At 62.5% G+C, this 22,167-nt stretch carries 24 protein-coding genes; all 24 read right to left on the bottom strand.

The genetic code is table 11. The features are described 5' to 3' along the window. Positions 1-675: Hpt domain-containing protein (locus B2S33_RS04630; RefSeq protein ID WP_288649958.1), on the bottom strand; the 675-nt coding region annotated here is incomplete at its 3' end. A gap of 12 nt (positions 676-687) precedes the next feature. Then, positions 688-1,476 (bottom strand): protein phosphatase CheZ, encoded by a 789-nt coding sequence (locus B2S33_RS04635; RefSeq protein ID WP_023533920.1) that lies wholly within the window; start codon positions 1,474-1,476, stop codon positions 688-690. A 20-nt stretch (positions 1,477-1,496) separates the two neighbouring features. Next, a complete protein-coding gene (locus B2S33_RS04640) occupies positions 1,497-1,871 on the bottom strand; it encodes a chemotaxis response regulator CheY (RefSeq protein ID WP_161780420.1) in 375 nt (124 codons plus the stop codon). 105 nt (positions 1,872-1,976) lie between these two features. Further along, entirely contained in the window at positions 1,977-2,717 is a 741-nt protein-coding gene (fliA, locus tag B2S33_RS04645) for an RNA polymerase sigma factor FliA (protein WP_023533945.1), read from the bottom strand. Continuing rightward, entirely contained in the window at positions 2,714-3,547 is an 834-nt protein-coding gene (gene fleN / locus B2S33_RS04650) for a flagellar synthesis regulator FleN (RefSeq protein WP_023533996.1), read from the bottom strand. Before fleN ends, fliA begins: the two co-directional genes overlap by 4 nt. Before the next feature lie 93 nt (positions 3,548-3,640). Beyond that, a complete protein-coding gene (gene flhF / locus B2S33_RS04655; protein WP_027915959.1) occupies positions 3,641-4,951 on the bottom strand; it encodes a flagellar biosynthesis protein FlhF in 1,311 nt (436 codons plus the stop codon). Positions 4,952-4,962: 11 nt separating this feature from the next. Continuing rightward, entirely contained in the window at positions 4,963-7,092 is a 2,130-nt protein-coding gene (gene flhA, locus B2S33_RS04660) for a flagellar biosynthesis protein FlhA (protein ID WP_027915958.1), read from the bottom strand. A gap of 145 nt (positions 7,093-7,237) precedes the next feature. After that, a complete protein-coding gene (gene flhB / locus B2S33_RS04665; RefSeq protein ID WP_288649961.1) occupies positions 7,238-8,380 on the bottom strand; it encodes a flagellar biosynthesis protein FlhB in 1,143 nt (380 codons plus the stop codon). Further along, a complete protein-coding gene (fliR, locus tag B2S33_RS04670; RefSeq protein WP_027915956.1) occupies positions 8,381-9,157 on the bottom strand; it encodes a flagellar biosynthetic protein FliR in 777 nt (258 codons plus the stop codon). A 7-nt stretch (positions 9,158-9,164) separates the two neighbouring features. Continuing rightward, positions 9,165-9,434, bottom strand: a complete 270-nt coding sequence (gene fliQ, locus B2S33_RS04675) for a flagellar biosynthesis protein FliQ (RefSeq protein ID WP_023533926.1) — start codon at positions 9,432-9,434, stop codon at positions 9,165-9,167. 21 nt (positions 9,435-9,455) lie between these two features. Then, the gene (fliP, locus tag B2S33_RS04680; protein WP_023533994.1) at positions 9,456-10,211 is read right to left on the bottom strand and encodes a flagellar type III secretion system pore protein FliP; all 756 of its coding nucleotides are present in this window, start codon (positions 10,209-10,211) and stop codon (positions 9,456-9,458) included. Next, complete coding sequence (gene fliO, locus B2S33_RS04685; RefSeq protein WP_028687989.1) at positions 10,208-10,657, bottom strand: flagellar biosynthetic protein FliO; 450 nt, start codon at positions 10,655-10,657, stop codon at positions 10,208-10,210. Before fliO ends, fliP begins: the two co-directional genes overlap by 4 nt. Then, positions 10,657-11,121, bottom strand: a complete 465-nt coding sequence (fliN, locus tag B2S33_RS04690; RefSeq protein WP_023533974.1) for a flagellar motor switch protein FliN — start codon at positions 11,119-11,121, stop codon at positions 10,657-10,659. Before fliN ends, fliO begins: the two co-directional genes overlap by 1 nt. Positions 11,122-11,163: 42 nt before the next feature. After that, positions 11,164-12,132 carry a flagellar motor switch protein FliM gene (gene fliM / locus B2S33_RS04695; protein ID WP_023533965.1) on the bottom strand — a complete coding sequence of 323 codons (969 nt, stop codon included), beginning with the start codon at positions 12,130-12,132 and terminating at the stop codon, positions 11,164-11,166. Positions 12,133-12,141: 9 nt separating this feature from the next. Beyond that, positions 12,142-12,639, bottom strand: a complete 498-nt coding sequence (fliL, locus tag B2S33_RS04700; RefSeq protein ID WP_023533973.1) for a flagellar basal body-associated protein FliL — start codon at positions 12,637-12,639, stop codon at positions 12,142-12,144. Positions 12,640-12,800: 161 nt separating this feature from the next. Further along, entirely contained in the window at positions 12,801-14,042 is a 1,242-nt protein-coding gene (locus B2S33_RS04705) for a flagellar hook-length control protein FliK (protein ID WP_288649962.1), read from the bottom strand. An 89-nt stretch (positions 14,043-14,131) separates the two neighbouring features. Beyond that, positions 14,132-14,479 carry an Hpt domain-containing protein gene (locus B2S33_RS04710; protein ID WP_027915953.1) on the bottom strand — a complete coding sequence of 116 codons (348 nt, stop codon included), beginning with the start codon at positions 14,477-14,479 and terminating at the stop codon, positions 14,132-14,134. A gap of 48 nt (positions 14,480-14,527) precedes the next feature. After that, the gene (locus B2S33_RS04715) at positions 14,528-16,219 is read right to left on the bottom strand and encodes a fused response regulator/phosphatase (RefSeq protein ID WP_288649963.1); all 1,692 of its coding nucleotides are present in this window, start codon (positions 16,217-16,219) and stop codon (positions 14,528-14,530) included. Between the two features lie 8 nt (positions 16,220-16,227). Next, complete coding sequence (locus B2S33_RS04720; protein ID WP_027915951.1) at positions 16,228-16,533, bottom strand: STAS domain-containing protein; 306 nt, start codon at positions 16,531-16,533, stop codon at positions 16,228-16,230. Between the two features lie 132 nt (positions 16,534-16,665). After that, the gene (gene fliJ / locus B2S33_RS04725) at positions 16,666-17,118 is read right to left on the bottom strand and encodes a flagellar export protein FliJ (RefSeq protein WP_027915950.1); all 453 of its coding nucleotides are present in this window, start codon (positions 17,116-17,118) and stop codon (positions 16,666-16,668) included. Between the two features lie 6 nt (positions 17,119-17,124). Then, positions 17,125-18,480: a flagellar protein export ATPase FliI gene (gene fliI / locus B2S33_RS04730; RefSeq protein WP_023533988.1), complete on the bottom strand. Its 1,356-nt coding sequence runs from the start codon at positions 18,478-18,480 to the stop codon at positions 17,125-17,127. Beyond that, positions 18,470-19,246, bottom strand: coding sequence for a flagellar assembly protein FliH (fliH, locus tag B2S33_RS04735; RefSeq protein ID WP_288649965.1), 777 nt, complete (start codon positions 19,244-19,246; stop codon positions 18,470-18,472). Before fliH ends, fliI begins: the two co-directional genes overlap by 11 nt. 115 nt (positions 19,247-19,361) lie before the next feature. Further along, positions 19,362-20,381, bottom strand: a complete 1,020-nt coding sequence (gene fliG / locus B2S33_RS04740; protein ID WP_288649966.1) for a flagellar motor switch protein FliG — start codon at positions 20,379-20,381, stop codon at positions 19,362-19,364. After that, entirely contained in the window at positions 20,374-22,152 is a 1,779-nt protein-coding gene (gene fliF / locus B2S33_RS04745) for a flagellar basal-body MS-ring/collar protein FliF (protein ID WP_023533998.1), read from the bottom strand. Before fliF ends, fliG begins: the two co-directional genes overlap by 8 nt. Between the last annotated feature and the right edge of the window lie 15 nt (positions 22,153-22,167).

Here is a 22,167-nt window from a genome sequence, read left to right on the forward strand (position 1 = left end):
AGCCACCGGCTGGGCCGTCACTTCGGCACTGAACTGGCCCTTGCCATGCAACTGGTCGAGCAGCGACTCGAATTCGGCATCGGTGATGTCGTCACCCTGGCCGCTGACCGGCTCGGCAGGCATCTGCTCGGCCGCCGCCGCCTGGGCTTTGACTGCGTCGAGCGAATCGAGCAGTTGCTCGAACTCGCTGTCGGTGATGTCAGCTTCGGTAGCTTGCGCAGCCTGCTGCACGGGCGCAGGTTCAACCGGCACGGGCACAGCCGGTGCCGGGGCCGCTTCGGCGCTGCCGGGCTCTGCCAGACGCGCCAGGGCTGCCAGCAGTTCGGGCGTGGCCGGTGTGACCTCGCTGCGCTCACGCACCTGGGCGAACATGCCGTTGACGGCATCCAGTGCTTCGAGCACCACATCCATCAGTTCTGCATCGACCCGGCGCTCACCTTTGCGCAGCACGTCGAACACGTTCTCGGCGATATGGCAGCACTCCACCAGCTCATTGAGCTGGAGGAAGCCGGCGCCCCCTTTTACAGTGTGGAAACCGCGAAAAATTGCATTGAGCAAGTCGGCATCGTCAGGGCGGCTTTCAAGCTCGACCAGCTGCTCGGACAATTGCTCAAGTATTTCACCGGCTTCTACCAGGAAATCCTGAAGGATTTCTTCATCGGCGCCGAAGCTCATCAAAGGTGCTCCTTAAAAACCCAGGCTGGATAGCAGATCATCGACATCGTCCTGACCGGACACGACGTCTTCACGCTTATCGGCATGAATCTGCGGACCTTCACCCCGAGTCGGATGTTTTTCTCGATCTTTTTCTGCGCGCAACTGATCCTGGTCATGCTGGATGCCTGCAAAGCGGTCGACCTGGCTGGCCATCATCACCAGTTTCAGCAGGTTGCTTTCCACTTCGGTCACCAACGCCGTGACGCGCTTGATCACCTGCCCGGTCAGGTCCTGGTAATCCTGGGCCAGCAGGATGTCGTTGAGATGGCCAGCCACCTTGCGGTTACCTTCGGCGCTGTGCGCCAAGAAACCGTCGACGCGCTTGGCCAGGTCGCGAAACTCCGTGGCGTTCACTTCCCGGCGCATGAAGCGCTGCCAATCGGCACTCAGCGCTTTGGCTTCGCTGGCCAGGTCGTTGAGCACAGGCGTGCTTTCCTCGACCAGGTCCATGGTGCGGTTTGCCGCCCCTTCGGTGAGCTTGACCACATAGGACAGGCGTTCGGTGGCGTCGGTAATCTGCGACACCTCTTCGGCCTGGGGTATGGTCGGGTCGATCTGGAAACTGACGATGGCGCTGTGCAGTTCGCGGGTCAGCTTGCCCACTTCCTGGTACAGCCCCCGATCGCGGGTCTGGTTCAACTCGTGAATGAGTTGCACCGCCTCGCCGAACCGTCCGCGCTCCAGGCTTTCGACCAACTCCTGGGCATGCTTTTTGAGGGTCGATTCGAACTCGCCCAATGACGTGTGTGATGAACTCATGGCGCGCCCCCTGACGTGACTCAGCCGTTGACGCGTTCGAAGATCTTCTCGATCTTTTCTTTGAGCACCTGGGCGGTGAACGGCTTGACCACATAGCCATTCACGCCTGCCTGGGCGGCCTCGATGATCTGGTCGCGCTTGGCTTCCGCGGTCACCATCAACACCGGCAAGCTCTTGAGCTTGTCGCTGGCGCGCACTTTGCGCAGCAGGTCGATACCGGACATGCCCGGCATGTTCCAGTCAGTTACCAGAAAATCGTAATGGCCATTTTCGAGCATGGGCAGCGCCGTCATGCCGTCATCGGCTTCGCTGGTGTTGGTGAAGCCCAGGTCACGCAGCAGGTTCTTGATGATGCGCCGCATCGTCGAAAAGTCGTCGACGATGAGGATTTTCATGTTTTTGTCCAATTAGACCTCCAAGCATTCTCAAACGCGCTCGGCCCCGAGCGCGCACTCAATCGATTCGGTACAACGTGGAAAACGGCAACGACGGCGGCGGGCTCAACGGGCCCGCCATTCCCCCAGGCGGCTGCGCAGGCGCGCGGCGCATTGGCTGTGCAACTGGCTGACCCGCGACTCGCTGACCCCCAAGACCTCACCGATCTCCTTCAGGTTCAGTTCCTCGTCGTAGTACAGCGCCAGCACCAGGCGTTCACGCTCCGGCAGGTTGGCGATGGCCTCGGTCAACGCGACCTGGAACCGCTCTTCCTCCAACCCACGGGCAGGCTCGGCCTGGCCGCTAACGCCGTCCTCATGCAAGCCTTCGTGCTCGCCGTCCTGCAACAGGTCGTCGAAGCTGAACAGGCGGCTGCCCAGTGTGTCGTTGAGAATCCCGTAATAATCATCGAGGCTCAACTTGAGTTCGGCAGCAACTTCATGATCTTTAGCGTCGCGGCCGGTTTTGGCTTCTACCGCGCGCATGGCGTCGCTGACCATGCGGGTGTTGCGGTGCACCGAACGCGGCGCCCAGTCGCCTTTGCGCACCTCGTCGAGCATGGCGCCGCGAATGCGGATGCCGGCATAGGTCTCGAAGCTGGCGCCCTTGCTGGCGTCATACTTGTTGGCGACCTCGAGCAGACCGATCATGCCCGCCTGGATCAGGTCCTCGACCTGCACGTTGGCAGGCAGTCGCGCAAGCAGGTGATAGGCGATGCGCTTGACCAGCGGGGCATAGCGCTCGATCAGCTCATATTGCGCGTCCTTCGAGGCGCGGCTGTACATCTTGAAGCCGCTGGCGCTCATGACATCGAACCTGCACTGGTCGGCTGCACCAGGCGTTCGACGAAGAACTCCAGGTGGCCACGGGGGTTGGCAGGCAGCGGCCAGCTGTCGACCTTCTGCGCAATGGCCTTGAAGGCCAAGGCGCATTTGGAGCGCGGGAACGCCTCGTACACGGCACGCTGTTTCTGCACCGCCTTGCGCACGCATTCGTCGTAAGGCACGGCGCCCACGTACTGAAGCGCCACATCCAGGAAGCGGTCGGTGACCTTGGTCAGCTTGGCAAACAGGTTGCGCCCTTCCTGAGGGCTCTGGGCCATATTGGCCAGCACCCGGAAGCGATTCATGCCGTAATCGCGGTTGAGCAGCTTGATCAGCGCGTAGGCATCGGTGATCGAGGTCGGCTCATCGCACACCACCAGCAGCACTTCCTGAGCCGCGCGCACGAAGCTGACCACCGAATCGCCGATGCCGGCCGCAGTATCAATCACCAGCACATCGAGGTTGTCGCCGACTTCGCTGAACGCCTGGATCAGACCCGCATGCTGGGCAGGCGCAAGGTGTACCATGCTCTGGGTGCCCGAAGCGGCCGGGACGATGCGCACACCGCCCGGGCCCTGCAGCATCACATCGCGCAGTTCGCAACGCCCCTCGATGACATCGGCCAGCGTGCGCTTGGGCGCAAGGCCCAGCAACACATCGACATTGGCCAGGCCCAGGTCGGCGTCGAGCAGCATGACCCTGCGGCCCAGCTCGGCCAACGCCAGAGACAGATTCACTGAAACATTTGTCTTGCCGACGCCACCTTTGCCACCGGTCACGGCGATCACCTGTACGGGATGCATGCTACCCATGTCTGTTCTTTACCTTGTCTCGCTGGGACTCATGCCACACGAAGGGCAATGCTGCGTACCCCTTGGCATAGCTACCTTGCACACATTTCATTTTCAACCCGCTCGCCGTGGGTTGTGGTAGAGATCAGCGAACATGTCGGCCATGGCCTCCTCGCTGGGCTCGTCCTGCTGCTGCACATTGACCGCGCGGGTGACCAGCTGGTGCCCACGGGGCAAGTGCAGATCGTCCGGGATACGCGGCCCATCGGTAAGGTAGGCCACGGGCAGTCGGAAACTGATGGCAAGGCTCAGGACATCGCCCAGGCTTGCCGACTCGTCGAGTTTGGTCAGGATGCAGCCGGCCAGCCCGCAGCGCTTGTAGCTGTGGTAGGCCGCGGTCAGCACCTGCTTCTGGCTGGTGGTGGCCAGGACCAGGTAATTCTTCGCAGCGATACCGCGACCGGCCAGGGTATCGAGCTGCATGCGCAAGGCCGGGTCGCTGGCTTGCAGGCCGGCCGTATCGATCAGCACCACGCGTTTGCGCAGCAGCGGCTCGAGCGCCGCCGCCAACGACTGACCGGGGTCGACATAGGTGACCGGCACATTCAGGATCCGGCCCAGGGTCTTGAGCTGTTCCTGGGCGCCGATGCGAAAACTGTCCATGCTCACCAGCGCCAGGTTGTGGGCGCCGTACTTGAGCACATAACGCGCCGCGAGCTTGGCCAGGGTGGTGGTCTTGCCCATGCCGGCTGGGCCGACGACGGCAATCACGCCGCCGTCCTCGATCGGTTCGACGTCAGGCGTACGGATCATGCGCGCCAGGTGCGCCAGCAGCATACGCCAGGCGTGGCGAGGCTCCTCGATGTCCTTGGTCAGCTCGAGCAATTCGCGGGCAATGGGGCCAGACAGGCCGATGCGCTGCAGCCGGCGCCACAACGTGGCCTGCTGCGGCTTGCTACCTTGCAGCTGGGTCCAGGCCAGCGACCCCAGCTGCACTTCCAGCAGTTCGCGCAAGCCGGACAGCTCCGAGCGCATGGCATCGAACAGGCGCGGGTCCACCGAGGCCTGGCTGCTTGCGGTGGCGGCCGGCTGCGGGGTATCGACATGCGGCTCGACCAAGGGCTCGGCCGCCGTGAGCGATTGACCGGCGAACAGTTGGCGATTGCTGTCGCTGCTGTCCGGGCGCTGATCGAGCTCGGCCTTGGCCGTGGCGATGCGCGTGTGCGTCTTGCGAAGCTCTTCTTCGAGTTCGACGTTCGGTACCCGAGGTGCCAGGGCGGACAGCTTGTAGTCCAGCGCGGCGGTCAGTTCGACCCCGCCTGCGATACGGCGATTGCCGATGATGGCCGCATCAGCGCCCAGCTCATCGCGCACCAGCTTCATGGCCTGACGCATATCAGCGGCGAAGAATCGCTTAACTTGCATTATCCACTACCTCAGCCATTAGGGCCCACGGTGGCAACGATGGTGACTTGCTTGTTGTCCGGTATTTCCTGATACGCCAGCACATGCAAATTCGGTACGGCCAGCCGACCGAAACGCGACAGCATGGCGCGGATCGGGCCAGCAACCAGGAGGATGGCCGGCTGGCCTTGCATCTCCTGACGCTGTGCGGCTTCGATCAGCGAACGCTGCAGCTTTTCGGCCATGCTCGGCTCAAGAAGCACTCCGTCTTCCTGACCTTGCCCGGCCCTCTGCAGACTATTGAGCAAGATCTGTTCCAACCTGGGCTCCAAGGTGATCACAGGCAGCTCGGACTCAACGCCAACAATGCTTTGCACGATGGCGCGACACAATCCGACGCGCACGGCCGCAACCAAAGCGGCGGTATCTTGACTCTTTGCCGCGTTGTTGGCGATGGATTCGGCAATGCTACGAATATCTCGCACTGGCACCTGTTCTGACAACAAAGCCTGTAGGACTTTGAGAAGACCAGACAGCGAAATAACACCCGGCACCAATTCTTCCGCCAGCTTGGGCGACGCCTTGGACAAGACTTGCAACAGTTGCTGCACTTCTTCGTGACCGATCAGCTCGTGGCAATGCTTCTGCAATATCTGGTTGAGGTGAGTGGCCACCACCGTGCTGGCGTCTACGACGGTGTAGCCAAGCGACTGAGCCTGGGAGCGCTGACCGACGTCGATCCACACCGCCTCCAGGCCAAAAGCAGGATCGCGAGCCGCAATGCCGTTGAGGCTGCCGAACACCTGCCCTGGGTTGATGGCAAGCTCGCGGTCCGGGTAGATCTCTGCTTCGGCCAGGATTACCCCCATCAACGTCAGGCGATAGGCACTGGGTTGCAGGTCCAGGTTGTCGCGGATGTGCACGGTAGGCATGAGAAAGCCCAAGTCCTGAGACAGCTTCTTGCGCACCCCTTTGATCCGCGCCAACAGCTGCCCGCCCTGGTTGCGGTCGACCAACGGAATCAAGCGATAACCCACCTCGAGGCCGATCATGTCGATCGGGGTGACGTCGTCCCAGCCCAGCTCCTTGGTTTCGGCCGCCCTCTGCGGGGACGGCAGCAGCTCTTGCTGGCGCTGCGCTTCCTGCTGGGCCAGCACCTTGGTCTTATGCTGTTTTTTCCACACCAGGTAGGCACCGCCGCCCGCCATCAGGCCCAGGCTCAGGAACGCCAGGTGCGGCATGCCTGGCACAAGGCCCATGACGATCATGATGGCGCCGGACACGGCCAGGGCCCGGGGCGAGTCGAACATCTGGCGGTTGATCAGCTTGCCCATGTCCTCCGAGCCCGAGGCACGGGTGACCATGATAGCTGCGGCGGTGGAAAGCAGCAGCGAAGGCAGCTGCGCCACCAGGCCGTCACCGATGGTCAGCAGGGCATACACCTTGCCGGCATCACCAAAGCTCATGCCATGCTGCAACATGCCGATCAGCATGCCACCGATCAGGTTGATGAACAGGATCAGCAGGCCAGCGATGGCGTCACCGCGCACGAACTTGCTGGCACCGTCCATCGAACCGTAGAACTCAGCCTCCTGGGCGACCTCGCTGCGGCGCGCCTTGGCTTGCGCCTGGTCGATCAGGCCGGCGTTCAGGTCCGCGTCGATGGCCATCTGCTTGCCCGGCATCGCATCGAGGGTGAAGCGTGCGCTGACCTCCGAGATACGCCCCGCACCCTTGGTCACCACCACGAAGTTGATGATCATGAGGATGGCGAAGACCACCGCACCGACCACGTAGTTGCCGCCGATGACCACATCGCCGAAGGCCTGGATCACCATGCCCGCGGCGCCGTGCCCTTCCTGGCCGTGCAGCATGACCACGCGGGTGGAAGCCACGTTCAGGGCCAGTCGCAGCAGGGTCGCCACCAGCAGGATGGTGGGGAAAGCGGCGAAGTCCAGCGGGCGCAGCGCGTACACGCTGACCAGCAGCACCACGATGGACAAGGCGATGTTGAAGGTGAAGAACACGTCGAGCAAAAACGGTGGTATTGGCAACATCATCATTGCCAGCATCACCAACAGCAACAGCGGCACGCCGAGGTTGCCCCGCCCGAGACCGGCCAGGTTATGGCGAGCGTTGCTGATTAACTGAGTGCGATCCACCGCGAGTCCTCTTCTTGCAAAACTTTGACGCCTGTCAGGCGACTGGCGCTGCCATTGCAAGAAGCTTTCCAACTTTGTCGGGTGGAGAATTTATATTGCCTGTGCTGGCCCTATGGCGGCCATTTCAGCCATCCCCGGCGCAAAGTCAACTGTCGCGTCGCAGATCGGGCGGAATGGGCAAGTCGGTCTTCAGCGGATCTGGCCGCTTACCCTTGCCTGCGTGGTACTGACGGATCTGGAAGACATACGCCAACACCTGAGCCACCGCCAAGTACAGGCCGGCAGGAATTTCATGCTCCACCTCGGTGGAGTAGTAGATCGCCCGAGCCAAGGCGGCGGATTCGAGAATCTGGATCTTGTGCTCAGCGCCGATCTCGCGAATCTTCAAGGCCATGAAGTCGCTGCCCTTGGCCAGCAGCAAGGGGGCCGAATTCCCGTTTTCCGGATCGTACTGCAGCGCGACGGCGTAATGGGTCGGGTTGGTGATGATCACATCGGCCTGGGGCACCGCCGCCATCATTCGCCGTTGCGACACCTCGCGTTGCAACTGGCGGATACGCTGCTTGACCTCGGGCTTGCCCTCGCTGTCCTTGTACTCGTCGCGCACTTCCTGCTTGGTCATCTTCATTTTCTTGTGCGTCTGCCACAGCTGGAATGGGGCGTCGGCGGCCGCGATCAGCAAGAGTCCGGTCGACATCCAGAGTGCGCTCCACCCTACCACCTGCAGGCTGTGGATGATTGCCTGCTCCAGCGGCTCGTTGGCGATCGACAGCAGAGCTTGACGGTCGCTGGCCAGCACCGCCACCGCCACTACCAGGATCACGAAGAACTTGGCCAGCGCCTTGAGCAATTCGGTCAAGGCATTCATGGAGAACATGCGCTTGATGCCCGAAAGTGGGTTCATGCGGCTGAATTTGGGTTGCAGCAAGCTGCCGGAGAATACGAACCCACCCAGTACGATCGGCGCAACGAAGGAAATCACGAATAGCAGGATCAGAATCGGCTGCACGGCCCAGATGGCCATTTTGCCGGACGTGAGCAAGAACGCCCCCATGGATCGCTCATCGACGATGATCTCTCGGGTCAGGCTGAAGTTCATGCGCATCATTTCCAGCAGAGTCTCGGCCAGATACCCGCCAAAAGCCAATATGCCCCCGGCACCTGCCAGGGTGACCGCCACCGTGTTGAGCTCCTTGGAACGCGCGATTTCGCCTTTTTCCCGTGCGTCGCGCTTGCGCTTTTCGGTGGGTTCCTCTGTCTTGTCCTGACCGCTCTCGCTTTCTGCCATTCAACCGGCCCTCGCCAAATCCCGCAGCCACAGCAACGTTTCGCTGGCCAACGCCTGGTAATGAGACAGTATATCGGCAAGGCCGATCCAGAAAATGAGCATGCCCATGACCAAGGTCAGTGGGAAACCAATGGAAAAAATATTCAGTTGCGGGGCCGCACGGGTCATCACGCCAAAGGCGACGTTGACGACCAGCAGCGCTGCGATCACCGGCAGGATCAATATCAGCCCAGCGCCGAACACCCACGCCATGCGCCCAACCAACTCCCAAAAATGCGTGACCACCAGGGCATTGCCAACCGGTAGCGTGGTGAAGCTCTCGGTCAACACCTCGAATACCACCAAGTGACCGTTCATCAGCAGAAACAGCACGCTCACCAGCATGGTCATGAATTGACTGATCACAGTGACGTTGACCCCGTTGCCAGGATCGACCATAGATGCAAAGGCCATCCCCATCTGCACTGCCACGATCTGCCCGGCGATCACGAAGGCCTGGAAAAGCAACTGCAACCCCAAGCCGAACATGGTACCGACGATGATCTGCTCGGCGCACAGCAGCGCCCCTTTGAGGCTCAACGGATCGAACGGCGGCAGGGGCGGGAGCGCCGGCACGATGACCACGGTAATCGCCACGGCAACGTACAAGCGCACCCGCGCCGGCAACATGCGCGTGCCGAAGATGGGCATGGTCATCAGCACCGCCGTCACCCTGAACAGCGGCAGGATGAAGGTGGCCACCCAGGTGCCGATTTGCGTGTCGGTCAGCTCAAGCATTCGCGCATCAACCGATGAGCTGGGGGATGTTGGTGTACAGGGTCGTGATGTACTCCATGAACTTCTGCACCAACCACGGCCCGGCCACAATCAGTGTGATCAACATCACCAGCAGGCGCGGCAGAAAGCTCAAGGTCTGCTCGTTGATCTGGGTGGCGGCCTGGAACATGGCCACGATCAAACCCACCAGCAGGCTGGGAACCACCAGCACGGCAACCATCAACGTGGTCAGCCACAAGGCGTCGCGGAACAGGTCGACGGCTACTTCAGGCGTCATGCACGGCCCTCCCAGGCAAAGTCACACACCACCGAAACTGCTGGCCAGCGTGCCCATGATCAGGGCCCAGCCATCGACCAGCACGAACAGCATGATCTTGAATGGCAAGGAGATGATCAGCGGCGACAGCATCATCATGCCCATGGCCATGAGCACGCTGGCCACCACCATGTCGATGATCAGAAACGGAATGAAGATCATGAAGCCGATCTGGAAGGCCGTCTTGAGTTCGGAGGTGACGAAGGACGGCACCAGGATACTCAACGGCACCTGATCGGGGCTGGCGATGTCGGTGCGCTTGGACAGGCGCATGAACAAGTCCAGATCGCTCTGCCGGGTCTGGGCCAGCATGAAGTCCTTGAGCGGGCCCTGCGCTCGGTCGATGGCCTGTTGGGCGGTCAACTGCTCGTTCAGGTAAGGCTGCAGGGCCGTCTGGTTGATGCGGTCGAACACCGGCGCCATGATGAACAGGGTCAGGAACAGCGCCATGCCGGTCAGTATCTGGTTCGAAGGCGTCTGTTGCAGCCCCAGCGCCTGGCGCAGGATGGAAAAGACGATGATGATCCGGGTGAAGCTGGTCATCAGGATGACGAACGCTGGAATGAAGCTCAGCGCCGTCATGATCAACAGGATCTGCAGGCTGACCGAGTACTCCTGCTGCCCATCGGTACCGTTGGACAGGGTGATGGCCGGGATTGACAGCGGGTCGGCCGCCAGTGCCAACGGCGCCGCCAACAGCAGCGCCAAGGTGAACAACAGTCGCAGCGCTGCGCTCATCGGGTCTTGTCCTTAGGGTCCTTGCCCATCAGTTCCATCAGCCGCTGGGCGAACTCAGGCGTCACCTGGCGGGCACCCTGGGGTACATCCACTGGCTCGGCCAGCACGTGCAACGCTTCGATGTTGCCAGGTGTATGGCCGATGAGGATCTGCTCCTTGCCCACCTGCACCAGCAGCAGCCGATCACGCGGGCCGATGGCGCGGCTGCCGATGATGTCGATCACGTGCCCGCCCTTGACCGCCGAACCTTGCATCCGGCGCAGCAGCCAGGCGAGCAGAAAGATCAGCCCGACCACCAGCAACAGGCCAAAGACCATTTGTGCCAGCTGCCCGCCCAGGCTCCCTGGAGGGTTGACCGGCGTCGCCGCAGGCGTAGCGGCGGCCAGGCACGCCTGGCTGGCCAGTGCCGCGGCAACCGCCGCAATGACGCGCACCCTGGCCTTCATCAACGCAGCTTCTTGATGCGTTCACTGGGGCTGATCACGTCCGTCAGGCGGATGCCGAACTTCTCGTTGACCACTACCACTTCGCCATGGGCGATCAGCGTGCCATTGACCAGCACATCCAAGGGCTCGCCTGCCAGGCGGTCGAGCTCAATCACCGAACCCTGGTTGAGTTGGAGCAGATTGCGGATGTTGATTTCGGTACTACCTACTTCCATCGAGATGCTCACCGGGATGTCGAGAATCACATCCAGGTTCGGGCCTTCGAGGCTGACGTTGGCATTGGGCTTGGGCGAGCTGGCGAACTCCTCCATCGGCAGGCGGCCGGGCCCCTGATTCTGGCTGGTATCGCCCAGCAGTGCATCGATGTCGGCCTGGCCGGCCGCACCGGTTTCTTCCAGCGCAGCAGCCCACTCATCGGCGAGCGCCTGGTCTTCCGGGGAGGTGATCTCGTTTTCGTTAGCCATGATTTCCTCGACAGGCATTCAATTCGTTGGGAGCGGCCGCCGTCAGCGGCGTTCGATCGGGTCGATGATCTGCAGCGCCAGGTTGCCCTTGTGCGAGCCCAGGCGCGCCTTGAAGGCCGGCACGCCGTTGGCGCGCAGCACAAGGTGCTCGGGCAGCTCGACTGGGATGACGTCCCCGGGCTGCATGTGCAGGATGTCCCGCAATTTGAGCTGACGCCTGGCTACCGTGGCCGTTACCGGCACGGCGACATCAAGCACGTCCTCACGCAGCGCCTTGACCCAGCGCTCGTCCTGGTCGTCCAGATCGGACTGGAACCCGGCATCGAGCATTTCACGCACCGGCTCGATCATCGAATACGGCATGGTCACGTGCAGGTCGCCCCCGCCGCCGTCGAGCTCGATATGGAACGTGGACACCACGACCGCCTCGCTGGGGCCGACGATGTTGGCCATGGCCGGGTTGACCTCGGAGTTCATGTACTCGAAGTTCACCTCCATGATCGCCTGCCAGGCTTCCTTGAGGTCGATGAAGCACTGGTCCAGCACCATGCGTACCACGCGCAACTCGGTCGGGGTGAACTCGCGGCCTTCGATCTTGGCGTGCCGGCCGTCCCCGCCGAAGAAATTGTCCACCAGCTTGAACACCAGCTTGGCGTCGAGGATGAACAGCGAAGTGCCGCGCAGCGGCTTGATCTTGACCAGGTTGAGGCTGGTGGGCACGTACAGCGAATGCACGTATTCCCCGAACTTCATTACCTGCACGCCGCCCACGGCCACATCGGCCGAGCGGCGCAGCAGGTTGAACATGCTGATGCGGGTGTAACGGGCAAATCGCTCGTTGATCATCTCCAGGGTCGGCATGCGGCCCCGGACGATACGGTCCTGACTGGTCAGGTCATAGCTTTTGATACTGCCAGGCTCGGATGCACTTTCAGTCTGCACCAGGCCATCGTCGACGCCGTGCAGCAGGGCATCGATCTCATCCTGGGACAGCAGGTCCTGTACGGCCATTGCGTGCTCCTACTGCAATACGAAATTGGTGAACAGCAACTGGTCGATCACGGGCTTGCCGACTTCTTTCTGGGCCACTTCCTGCACCACGACGGTCGCTTTCTGGCGCAGCATTTCCTGGCCGACCGAACTGCTGGCCAGGGTATCGAAGCCGACCCCGGAGAACATCATCACCAGGTTGTTACGGATGACCGGCATGTGCACTTTAAGGGCATCGAGGTCAGCCTGATTGCGCCCCTGCAAGGTGATGCTGACCTGCATGTAGCGCTGGCGACCATTCTGGTTGAAGTTCACCACGAACGCGGGTGTGAGCGCTTCGTAGATGGCTGCTGGCTTGGTGGTGCTGGCGCCTTCCTGCTCAGCAGGCGCGGGCTCGCTCTTGTGCATGATGAACCACGTGGCGCCCACGGAAATGCCCACGGCCACCAGCAGGCCACCCACGGCCAGGAGGATCAGTTTGAGTTTGCCTTTTGGGGCAGGGTCTTTGACTGCTTCGGTATTCGCCATGCCAATATTCCGTCGTCCATCGGGAGTAACTGGGAAGATGGCTTGGGGTGAGCAAGTGTTATGCCAAATAGGCGAGCGTCCAGGCTGGGGCCATTACACGGCCCCACCGGTCTTACATGAACAGCATTGGCAGCCGGGCGGTCACCCTATCTTCAGCCGCCTCAGGCGTAATAATCCACAGCGCTGTCCCCAATCACGACCTGCTGCTCCACAGGCCGTTCGCGCTCGGCTGCGTCGACCGAGCCCTCCCCTGCACGCGCAGCCACCCCGGACAGACCATTCCCCCCCTGCCCCTGCGCCGCCTGCCCTTGTTGCTGCTGACCTCGCGACTGATCGGCCACGTTGACATCCGGCTGGGCCAGGCCCTGCTGGGCAAAGAGTTCGCGCAGCCGGTGCACCTGGCTGTCCAGCGTATCGCGTACACCAACGTGGCCGCTGATGAAGGTCACCTGGGTAGCCTGGTCGGCGGCGACATTGACGCGGATGTTCAAGCGCCCCAGCTCGGCAGGCTCAAGCTGGATATCAGCCGACTTGAGGTTCTGGCTGGACAAGTACATGACTCGGTTCACCAGCCCCTCGGTCCAGGCGTTCTGGTTCATCGACAGCGGCTGCTGCAACGGGTTGGGGTTCACCGGCACGGCGTTGGCCGTCTTGGCCGTTGCCGCCTGGGTGAGGTTGGCCAGGCGGCTGGCGAAGTCATCGATTCGGGTATCGCTGTTGGCGCCCTTGGTGTCTTTCAACCCTTCTTCGAGCAATGCGCCAAATGCCTTGTCACCGGTGTCGGTGGAAGCTTCTTCGGCCCCTTGCCCCACCTGCGCCAAGGTATTGACGGACGCAGCCTGCGCCTGTTGCTGACCAGGGTCTGCGGCATGGGCCGAGGTGGCCCCCTTGGCTTGGGCACTGTGCTCCAGGGCCAGGCGCAGGGTAGGCAAGTTCGCCAGGGCATCGGCAGCAGGGTCGAAATCTGGCGCCTCTTCGGACGGCGGCTGATCATTGGCAGCCTGCAAAACAGGGGCTACCGCCTCGGCCTGGGCCTGGATCAGCTGGGCGCCAGGCTGCGCGTCGGTGACTTGACCGGCAACCAGGCTGGCATCGCGCATGCCAGTGTCGGCCTGGGTGGCGTGCTCGGTGGGCGAGGCATTGCCGTCATCGGCAACGCTGCGCTTGTCGGCAGGCTTGCCTTTGCCGCTTGAGGCCGCTTCAGCCTTGTCAGCGGCCTTGCTCGAAGCGTTCTTGTCTGCAGCGCCGGCAACCTTGTCACGCCCTTGCCTGGCCATCATCTGACCGAAGCCATCACCCTGCTCGCCCAGCGTCTGCTGGGGTTTGGCGGCGGTGGCGCTAGCAGAACGGGCTGCGTCAGCCTTGATGTTGGCTTGCAGCAAAGGGTTGGATGCAACAGGCATTGAGCAGTCTCCGCGCCATAAACAAAATGATCACGGGCATTACCCAGCAAAACTCGCGCCAACTCATACGGGGGCGGCAAGCGCGTGGGCTAACCTGCCGATATCCGATGATGTTCGGCACGGTAGAAGCGCTGCACCTCGGCAAACTCCAGATCAATCCGGTTGATAAGGTCTTCGATGCCCAGCAGCGGGGGATGGCGGGCCTTGTCCTCGAGTTCCTGGCACAGAGTTGCCAGCGCAACGGCGCCCATGTTGCTGCTGCTGCCCTTGAAACTGTGGGCGGCGGCGCCGAGTTCCACTGCGCTGCGGGCAGCGTGAAGTTGGCCAAGACGCCGTTCGGAATCGTCCAGAAAGGTCTGCACCAGCTGCAGATAGCCGTCTTCCATGATTTCACGCAGGTCACTGAGTACCTTGTGGTCGATATGCATGTCAGCCACTTGTTCGCTCCTTGATCAAGTCAGATTATGGCAGAGCCCGACGCGGACTCACCAGATGAACTCGACGTGCGCACAGCGCCCGCCCTCTGTCCAGCGCGCCACAGTGGACAGGCGCCTGACCAGTGCCATTCCCCGGCCACTGAGGCCTTGCTCTGGCAATGGCTGCGCAAGCACCTGCTGCACGTCGAACCCTTCGCCGCTGTCCCTGACCTCCACTTTCAGACGCCCACCAGCGGCGAGCGGTTCAACTGCAAGATCGATGCGCACGTAGCCTTCTTCGATCACCTGCAAGCGCCTGGCACGCTCCTGATAATAATCGGCAAAGCCTGGCGCATCGCATTTGAGCCGAGAATCCAGCCCCAGCACGCCATGTTCAAGCGCATTAGAGTACAGTTCGCTCAGCACACTGTAGAGGGTGCCGGCCGATGAACGCAGGCCATGTATTTCCTGCAACAACTGCACCAGGTAGGGTACCGGGTTGAAACGGCGCAGGCTTTCTCCTCTCACATCGAAACTCAGCGACCAGTCCATGGCGCTACAGCGGCCCAGGTCCTGAGGCAACATCGCCATGGGCTGCGGCAATTGCGCACCCAGCATGCGTATGTCACACAAGCTGACATCGTCGCGCGCCCGCCCACCGAAGCGTTGCAGCGCGTCGAGCAGCTCATCGAACAACAGCGCGGGATTGCGGTTGTCGGCCAATACCGCCCGCAGGCGTTGCTCACCGAACAGATGCTCCTGATCATCGGCGGTTTCGAGCACCCCATCGGACATCAGCAGCAGCCGCTCGCCCGGCGCCAGCGGCCAGACTTCAGTCTGGTCGTCAAACTGCTCAGCACCCAGAACACCCAGCGGCAAGTGCCGGGAACTCAATGCAGACAACACCTTGCCCCTAGTGGAAAGCAGGAAGCCATCAGGCATGCCGCCATTCCATACCTCCACTGCGCCGCGCTGCATGCTCAGGTTGACCAGCAGTGCGCAGCAGAACATGTCGCCAGGCAGAATGCGCTTTAGCTTGGCATTCATCTCTCGCAATACCTGCGCCATGCCGTAGCCCTTGGCCGTCATACCGTAGAACACTTCGGCCAGCGGCATGGCCCCCACGGCAGCCGGCAGCCCGTGCCCGGTGAAGTCCCCCAGCAGCACGCGCATGTCCCCGGACGGCGTGAGCGCGGCCAGCATCAGGTCGCCGTTGAACAGCGCGTACGGCGATTGCAAAAAGCGGATGTTCGGTGCGTCCAGACAGCCAGAATGGGCCACCTTGTCGAATACGGCTTTGGCCACCCGCTGTTCGTTGAGTAAATGGTGGTGGTGCCGCGCAATCTGATCGCGCTGATCCAGCACCGTGGCCTGAAGCCGTCGCAGCCGGTCCATGGCCCGAATCTTGGCTGCCAGAATGACTGCGCTGTAGGGCTTGGCCAGAAAATCATCCCCACCGGCTTCCAGGCAACGCACCAGGGCCTGTTCTTCGTTGAGTGCCGTGAGAAAGATGATGGGCACCAGGGTTTCGCCAGCCAGGGCCTTGATCTGCCGCGCCGCCTCGAAACCGTCCATGACCGGCATCAACGCATCGAGTAGCACCAGCTGCGGGCGTCGAGCCTTGAACACGTCCACGGCTTGCTGGCCATTTTCGGCAGTGAACACTTCATGCCCTTGACGCCTGACGATCTGCGCCAACAGCAGCCGATCAACCGCGCCATCTTCAGCCACCAGCACGGTCAACCCAAGTTCATCAGCCATCGGCGCATTCAACTGATGTCGAAAAGCTTGTCGAAATTGGAGATGGCGAGAATCTTGCGTACGTCGCAATTGGCATGGACGACCCGCACATCCGCCTCGTCCCCGCCGGCGTGATCGCGCAGCAGCAGAAGCATGCCCAATGCAGAGCTGTCCAGGTAGGTCACCTCCTGCAAGTCGACGATGACCGCGTCAGGGCGGCGTGGCTGGCGTTCGTAGGCCTCACGAAAGGCCTGGTGCTTGCCGAAATCGAAACGTCCCTTGATTTTGATCGTCAGCTTTTTACCGTCCTGCGAGACATCGGTTTCCACTGCCATGCTAGCGATTCCTTCGATGATGGCGGATGCGGCTCCATGAAGGTGTAGCAGTGATGGGGCGAGGGGGCAAGCGGGGATGGGAGCCGTATTGGCCGGTGGGCAGAGACCTGGGGCTAGATCAAGCTCCCCCAGCTACAGCGGCCCCTGCCGCGGCAGCCGCTGAGACAACTCGTCGAGCAAGCGCTGCTCGCGCTTGTCCTCGGCGCGCCGCGCCTCGTCCATATAGCGTTGCACCAGCTTGCGCAAGCCCTCTACCCGCGCATACGCCTGCTGCCAGGTGCCGCGGGCATTGGCGAGGTTGTTCTGGTGCCAGGTGAGGCTCTGGCGCTGTTGGGTCATGGCCGTTTCCAGCTGGCCGAGAAAGCGCTGGTAGTTGACCAGCCAGTTACCGTCTACACCCTGGCCGCCCCGGTTGAGCCACTGCTGTTGATAATCCTCGCCAAAGCGCTCCAGCTCCGTTAGCTTGGCCTGGGCCGTGGCCACCTGCTGCTGGAAATGGCCAAGGCGCTGGGCCGCCTTGCGCTCGGCTTCCTCGGCCATGTCCACCACGGGGGCCAGGCGCGCCGCACGTCCGGGCAATGCCATGGCCTATCAGCCCGCCGGGGGCGTGAAGATCGCCCCCAGTTGATCGCGGCTTTGCGCCATGCCCACGTTCTCACGCAGCCCTTGACGCAGAAATTCCACCAGCCTGGCCTGCAGCGCGATGGCAAGGTCAGTCTCGGGGTCCCCGCCCGCCACGTAGGCACCCACGCTGATCAGGTCGCGGCTCTGCGACAACCGAGACCAGAGCTGCTTGAATTTCTGCGCCTGGCGAAGGTGGTCGGCATCGACCACCTGGGGCATCACCCGGCTGATGGACGCTTCGATGTCGATTGCCGGGTAGTGACCCTCCTCGGCCAGCCGTCGCGACAGTACGAAGTGGCCGTCCAGCACCCCCCGGGCCGAATCTGCGATCGGATCTTGCTGATCGTCGCCCTCGGACAGCACCGTGTAGAACGCCGTGATCGAGCCGCCACCCGGCTCACCATTGCCCGCTCGCTCGACCAGCTTGGGCAGTTTGGCGAACACCGAAGGCGGATAGCCACGCGTGGCGGGCGGCTCCCCGATGGCCAGTGCGATTTCCCGCTGCGCCTGGGCAAAGCGGGTCAGCGAATCCATCAACAGCAGCACGTTCTTGCCCTTGTCGCGAAAATACTCGGCGATACGGGTGCAGTACATGGCCGCCCGCAAGCGCATCAGGGGCGCATCGTCAGCGGGCGAAGCCACCACCACGGAGCGTTTGAGCCCCTCCTCGCCAAGAATGTGTTCGATGAATTCCTTCACTTCGCGGCCCCGCTCGCCGATCAGGCCGACCACGATGATTTCTGCTTCGGTGAAGCGGGTCATCATGCCCAGCAAGACCGACTTGCCCACACCGGTACCGGCGAACAAGCCCAGGCGCTGGCCGCGCCCGACGGTGAGCAGGCCGTTGATACTGCGGATGCCCACGTCCAGCGGCTTGCTGATGGGGTCGCGGTTGAGCGGGTTGATCACCGGCCCGTCCATCGGCACCCAGTCCTCGGCCTTCATGCCGCCTTTACCGTCCAGCGCGCGGCCCGCGCCGTCCAGTACCCGGCCCAGCATGCTCATGCCCATGGGCAGCCGGCCACCGTCGTCGAGCGGCACCACGCGGGCACCCGGGGCGATGCCGACAATGCTGCCAACCGGCATGAGGAACACCTTCGACCCAGAGAACCCCATGACTTCCGCTTCGACCTGCACCGGGTGGTAGCTGTCGTCGTTGACCACCAGGCAGCGGCTACCCACGGCTGCCCTGAGCCCTTCGGCTTCCAGGGTCAGGCCTACCATGCGCAGCAGTCGCCCCTCGACCACCGGTTGCGCCGGCACCTCGATGGCCTCGGCATAACTGCCCAGGCGCTTGGCGAAGCTGGTACGGTCAAGGCGCATCGGCGTCCTCCACCGGCGCGTCCAGGTCAACGCTCACATCAGGCGCTGCCGGGTGCAGCGCATGGTCATGCATCTGATCGAACAACTGCGCGACGGTCTTCTCGATGCGGGTTTCCATGGTCGCATCGATACGGCTGTGGGCAGTCTCGATACGGCAGCCACCGGGAAGCAGGGTGCTGTCTTCGAGCAGGCGCCACTGCTCTTCGTGGCGCTCGCGCAAGGCCTTGGCCAGTTCGAAATCCTGCGGGTTCAGGTGAATACGGATATTGTCGGCACCCATGGGCAGGCGCTTGAGGGCTTCGCGCAGCACCTGGGTAATCTGGCTGGAATCGCTCGTGAGTTCACGGCCGATCACCTGGCGCGCCATGTGCGACACGAGGTGCACCAGGGTCCTTTCGATCTGGGTGTCCTGCTCGGCGATGGGCTCCATCAAATGGGTCATCAGCTTTTCCAGGCTGGCCAGCTTCGCCTTCAGGGACTCGTCGGCCTCTTGGCGCACCTTGAGCTGGGTGCTGTGAAACCCATCGCGCTCACCGGTTGCGAAGCCTTCGTTGTAGGCTTCCTGGCGAATAGCTTCGAGCTCTTCGAGGGTCAGCGGCTGAACGTCCTCCAGCGGCACTTCCTCGACTTCTTCCTCCACCTCGACCGGTTCGGGCTCAGGCTCGTGCGCGGGCTGGGGGTCGAAGCTGGGCAACGTCCAGACGTCCACGCCCTCGAGGTCGCGGGCCCGGATCAGGTCACTGGGGTGATGTTCTTTGGTCGACATTCAAAAACCTGTCTATCAGGGTGCCAGGCGTCATACCGCCTGCCGAAGACTGCACGCTAAGGCAGATTGCGTGCGTGACGCAATCGCCTTGCGCTGACCCATGGCGGCTCGCCGCTTAGATCATTTCCTCGGCACCTTTGCCACCGAGCACGATTTCGCCGGCTTCGGCCATGCGACGGGCGATGGTGAGGATTTCCTTCTGGGCCGTTTCAACATCGCTGACACGGACCGGACCCTTGGCCTCGAGGTCATCACGCAGCAGTTCCGAAGCACGCTTGGACATGTTCTTGAACACCTTGTCCTTGACCCGCTCGTCCGCGCCCTTGAGCGACACCACCAGCACGTCGGAAGACACCTCGCGCAGCAGCGCCTGGATACCGCGGTCATCCACATCGGCCAGGTTGTTGAAGACGAACATCAGGTCTTCGATCTGCTCGGACAGGTCGCTGTCGATTTCGCGGATCGAATCCATCAGGGCGCCTTCCACGGAGCTGTCGAGGAAGTTCATGATGTCGGCGGCACGCTTGATGCCACCCAGGGTGGTGCGGGCGGCGTTGGAATTGCCGGAGAACTGTTTCTCCAGAATCTGGTTCAGCTCCTTCAGGGCAGCAGGTTGCACGGTATTGAGCGACGAGACGCGCAATACGATGTCCAGCCGGACCTTGTGGTCAAAGTTGCTCAGCACCTCACCGGCCTGGTCAGGGTCCAGGTAAGCCACGACAATGGCCTGGATCTGCGGGTGCTCGTAGCGGATCACGTCGGCCACGGCGCGTGGTTCCATCCACTTGAGGCTGTCCAGGCCGCTGGTGTTGCCACCGAGCAGGATGCGGTCGACCAGGCCGTTGGCCTTGTCCTCGCCCAGTGCCTGGTTGAGCATCTTGCGAATGTACGCATCGGAGCCCACGCCCAGGCTGGTCTGATCGCCGACCACTTCGACGAACTCGCTCATCACCTGTTCGACCTGGTCACGGTGCACGTTGCCCATCTGCGCCATGGCCACGCCCACGCGCTGCACTTCCTTGGGCCCCATGTGGCGCAGTACCTGCGCGGCATCGGTTTCACCCAGCGAGAGCAGCAGGATGGCTGCCTTGTCGACGCGGCTCAGCTTGGCGGTAACGGCTCGGGTATCACTCATCGGCGTTGATCCAGTCTTTGACGACCTGGGCTACGCGGCCCGGGTCTTCGGCCACAAGGCCTTTGATTGCGTTGAGCTGTGCCTCGTAACCCTCGGTGGGGCTAGGCAGCAGAATGCTTGTCGGGCCACCCAGGCTGACGCGGTCGTTGGCCAGTTCGCCATCCAGACCGATCATGCCGCCCAGCTCCATGTCATTTTCAAGGGCAGGCTGCTTGCCACCCCCTGTCAGGTTGTTGAGCACAGGCCGCAATACGCCGAACACCAGCACCAGGATGAACAGCACGCCCAGCACTTGCTTGACGATATCCCAGAACCAGGGCTGCTGGTAGAACGCGATATCGGCAATCTCTTCGCCACGGTCTGGCGCGAACGGCACGTTGATCACGGTCACGCTGTCGCCCCGGCTGGCGTCGAAGCCAACGGCATCCTGGACCAGCCGGGTGAAGCGCGTCAGGTCCTCGGCAGCCCACGGCACATGGGTGGTCTCCCCGGTGGCGGCGTCCACCTTGACCTGATCGTCCACCACAACCGCCACGGACAGGCGCGTCATGCGCCCCTGTTGCTGGCGGGTATGGCTGATGGAGCGGTCGAGCTCGAAGTTCTTGGTGCTCTGTTGGCGCTTGTCGGACGGATAAGGCGCGAGCATCGGCTGGCCGGTGGCCGGGTCCATGATCTGCTGGCCATTGGCATCGACCAACGGCTGGCCAGGCTGGATGGCGCCCGCTGCACCTGCGGTACCGCCAGTGGTCTGTGGCGCCGAAGCGGCACCCGGTGGCTGGTTGCTCAACGCGCCCGGCACACCTTGTGGGCCCTGGCTGCTAGCGCGCTGCTCGTCGACCGACTGCTCACTGCGCAGCGCCGGTTGGTCCGGATTGAACTGCTCGGAGGTGGACTCGACCGCACTGAAGTCCAGGTCGGCAGACACTTCGGCCTTGTAGCGGTCGTTGCCCAGCACCGGTTGCAGGATGTTGTGCACACGCTGGGTCAGCATGCCTTCCATTCGGCGGCTGTAGTCGAACTGCTTACCGGCCTGGGTCAGGGCAGAATCCTGGATCTGTTCGGACAGCAGGTTGCCTTTCTGGTCGACCACGGTGACCTGGGACTTGTCCAGCTCAGGCACGCTGGTGGCCACCAGGTTGACGATGGCCATTACCTGGCCGGGCTCAAGTGCACGACCTGGATAGAGCTCGACCAGTACCGATGCACTGGGCCGACGCTCATCGCGCACGAACACCGAGCTCTTGGGAATGGCCAGGTGCACGCGGGCACCCTTGACGTTGTTCAGGCTCGACACGGTGCGCGCCAATTCGCCTTCCAGGCTGCGGCGGTAACGCGTGGCCTCCATGAACTGGCTGGTGCCAAGGCCCTGCTCCTTGTCGAGCAGCTCGAAGCCGACGTTGCCGTCGGTAGGCGCCACGCCCGCAGCTGCCAGCTTCAGGCGCGCACGGGAGATGTCGTCGGCCTTGACCAGCAGGGCCCCGGAATTGGGTTCCACGTTGTAGGCAATGTCGGCCGCCGCGAGGGTGTCCATGACCTGCTTGGTGTCCATGCCCGACAGGCTGGGGTACAGCGGACGGTAGTCCGGCTGCTGCGACCACAGCACCACGGCAAAGCCGATCGCCACGCTGGCAGCCAGGCCGACCATCAGGCCGATCTGACGCAGCATGGGCATCTGCGCAATGTTTTCCAGGAACGCCAGGCGCACCAGGGGTGCCTTGGGCGCTGGCGCGCCGCCCTTGGCGGGCGCGTTGTCGACGACTGCTTCAGCCATGGTCTACGTCTGCCC

Source organism: Pseudomonas sp. UBA5568, assembly GCF_002425525.1.
GTDB lineage: Bacteria > Pseudomonadota > Gammaproteobacteria > Pseudomonadales > Pseudomonadaceae > Aquipseudomonas > Aquipseudomonas fulva.

Bases quoted from the DNA above. Each gene is read 5' to 3' on its own strand.
- B2S33_RS04635 (WP_023533920.1), bottom strand. From the start codon at position 1,476: ATGAGTTCATCACACACGTCATTGGGCGAGTTCGAATCGACCCTCAAA.
- B2S33_RS04640 (WP_161780420.1), bottom strand. From the start codon at position 1,871: ATGAAAATCCTCATCGTCGACGACTTTTCGACGATGCGGCGCATCATC.
- fliA (WP_023533945.1), bottom strand. From the start codon at position 2,717: ATGAGCGCCAGCGGCTTCAAGATGTACAGCCGCGCCTCGAAGGACGCG.
- fleN (WP_023533996.1), bottom strand. From the start codon at position 3,547: ATGGGTAGCATGCATCCCGTACAGGTGATCGCCGTGACCGGTGGCAAA.
- flhF (WP_027915959.1), bottom strand. From the start codon at position 4,951: ATGCAAGTTAAGCGATTCTTCGCCGCTGATATGCGTCAGGCCATGAAG.
- flhB (WP_288649961.1), bottom strand. From the start codon at position 8,380: ATGGCAGAAAGCGAGAGCGGTCAGGACAAGACAGAGGAACCCACCGAA.
- fliR (WP_027915956.1), bottom strand. From the start codon at position 9,157: ATGCTTGAGCTGACCGACACGCAAATCGGCACCTGGGTGGCCACCTTC.
- fliQ (WP_023533926.1), bottom strand. From the start codon at position 9,434: ATGACGCCTGAAGTAGCCGTCGACCTGTTCCGCGACGCCTTGTGGCTG.
- fliP (WP_023533994.1), bottom strand. From the start codon at position 10,211: ATGAGCGCAGCGCTGCGACTGTTGTTCACCTTGGCGCTGCTGTTGGCG.
- fliO (WP_028687989.1), bottom strand. From the start codon at position 10,657: ATGAAGGCCAGGGTGCGCGTCATTGCGGCGGTTGCCGCGGCACTGGCC.
- fliN (WP_023533974.1), bottom strand. From the start codon at position 11,121: ATGGCTAACGAAAACGAGATCACCTCCCCGGAAGACCAGGCGCTCGCC.
- fliM (WP_023533965.1), bottom strand. From the start codon at position 12,132: ATGGCCGTACAGGACCTGCTGTCCCAGGATGAGATCGATGCCCTGCTG.
- fliL (WP_023533973.1), bottom strand. From the start codon at position 12,639: ATGGCGAATACCGAAGCAGTCAAAGACCCTGCCCCAAAAGGCAAACTC.
- B2S33_RS04705 (WP_288649962.1), bottom strand. From the start codon at position 14,042: ATGCCTGTTGCATCCAACCCTTTGCTGCAAGCCAACATCAAGGCTGAC.
- B2S33_RS04715 (WP_288649963.1), bottom strand. From the start codon at position 16,219: ATGGCTGATGAACTTGGGTTGACCGTGCTGGTGGCTGAAGATGGCGCG.
- B2S33_RS04720 (WP_027915951.1), bottom strand. From the start codon at position 16,533: ATGGCAGTGGAAACCGATGTCTCGCAGGACGGTAAAAAGCTGACGATC.
- fliJ (WP_027915950.1), bottom strand. From the start codon at position 17,118: ATGGCATTGCCCGGACGTGCGGCGCGCCTGGCCCCCGTGGTGGACATG.
- fliI (WP_023533988.1), bottom strand. From the start codon at position 18,480: ATGCGCCTTGACCGTACCAGCTTCGCCAAGCGCCTGGGCAGTTATGCC.
- fliH (WP_288649965.1), bottom strand. From the start codon at position 19,246: ATGTCGACCAAAGAACATCACCCCAGTGACCTGATCCGGGCCCGCGAC.
- fliG (WP_288649966.1), bottom strand. From the start codon at position 20,381: ATGAGTGATACCCGAGCCGTTACCGCCAAGCTGAGCCGCGTCGACAAG.
- fliF (WP_023533998.1), bottom strand. From the start codon at position 22,152: ATGGCTGAAGCAGTCGTCGACAACGCGCCCGCCAAGGGCGGCGCGCCA.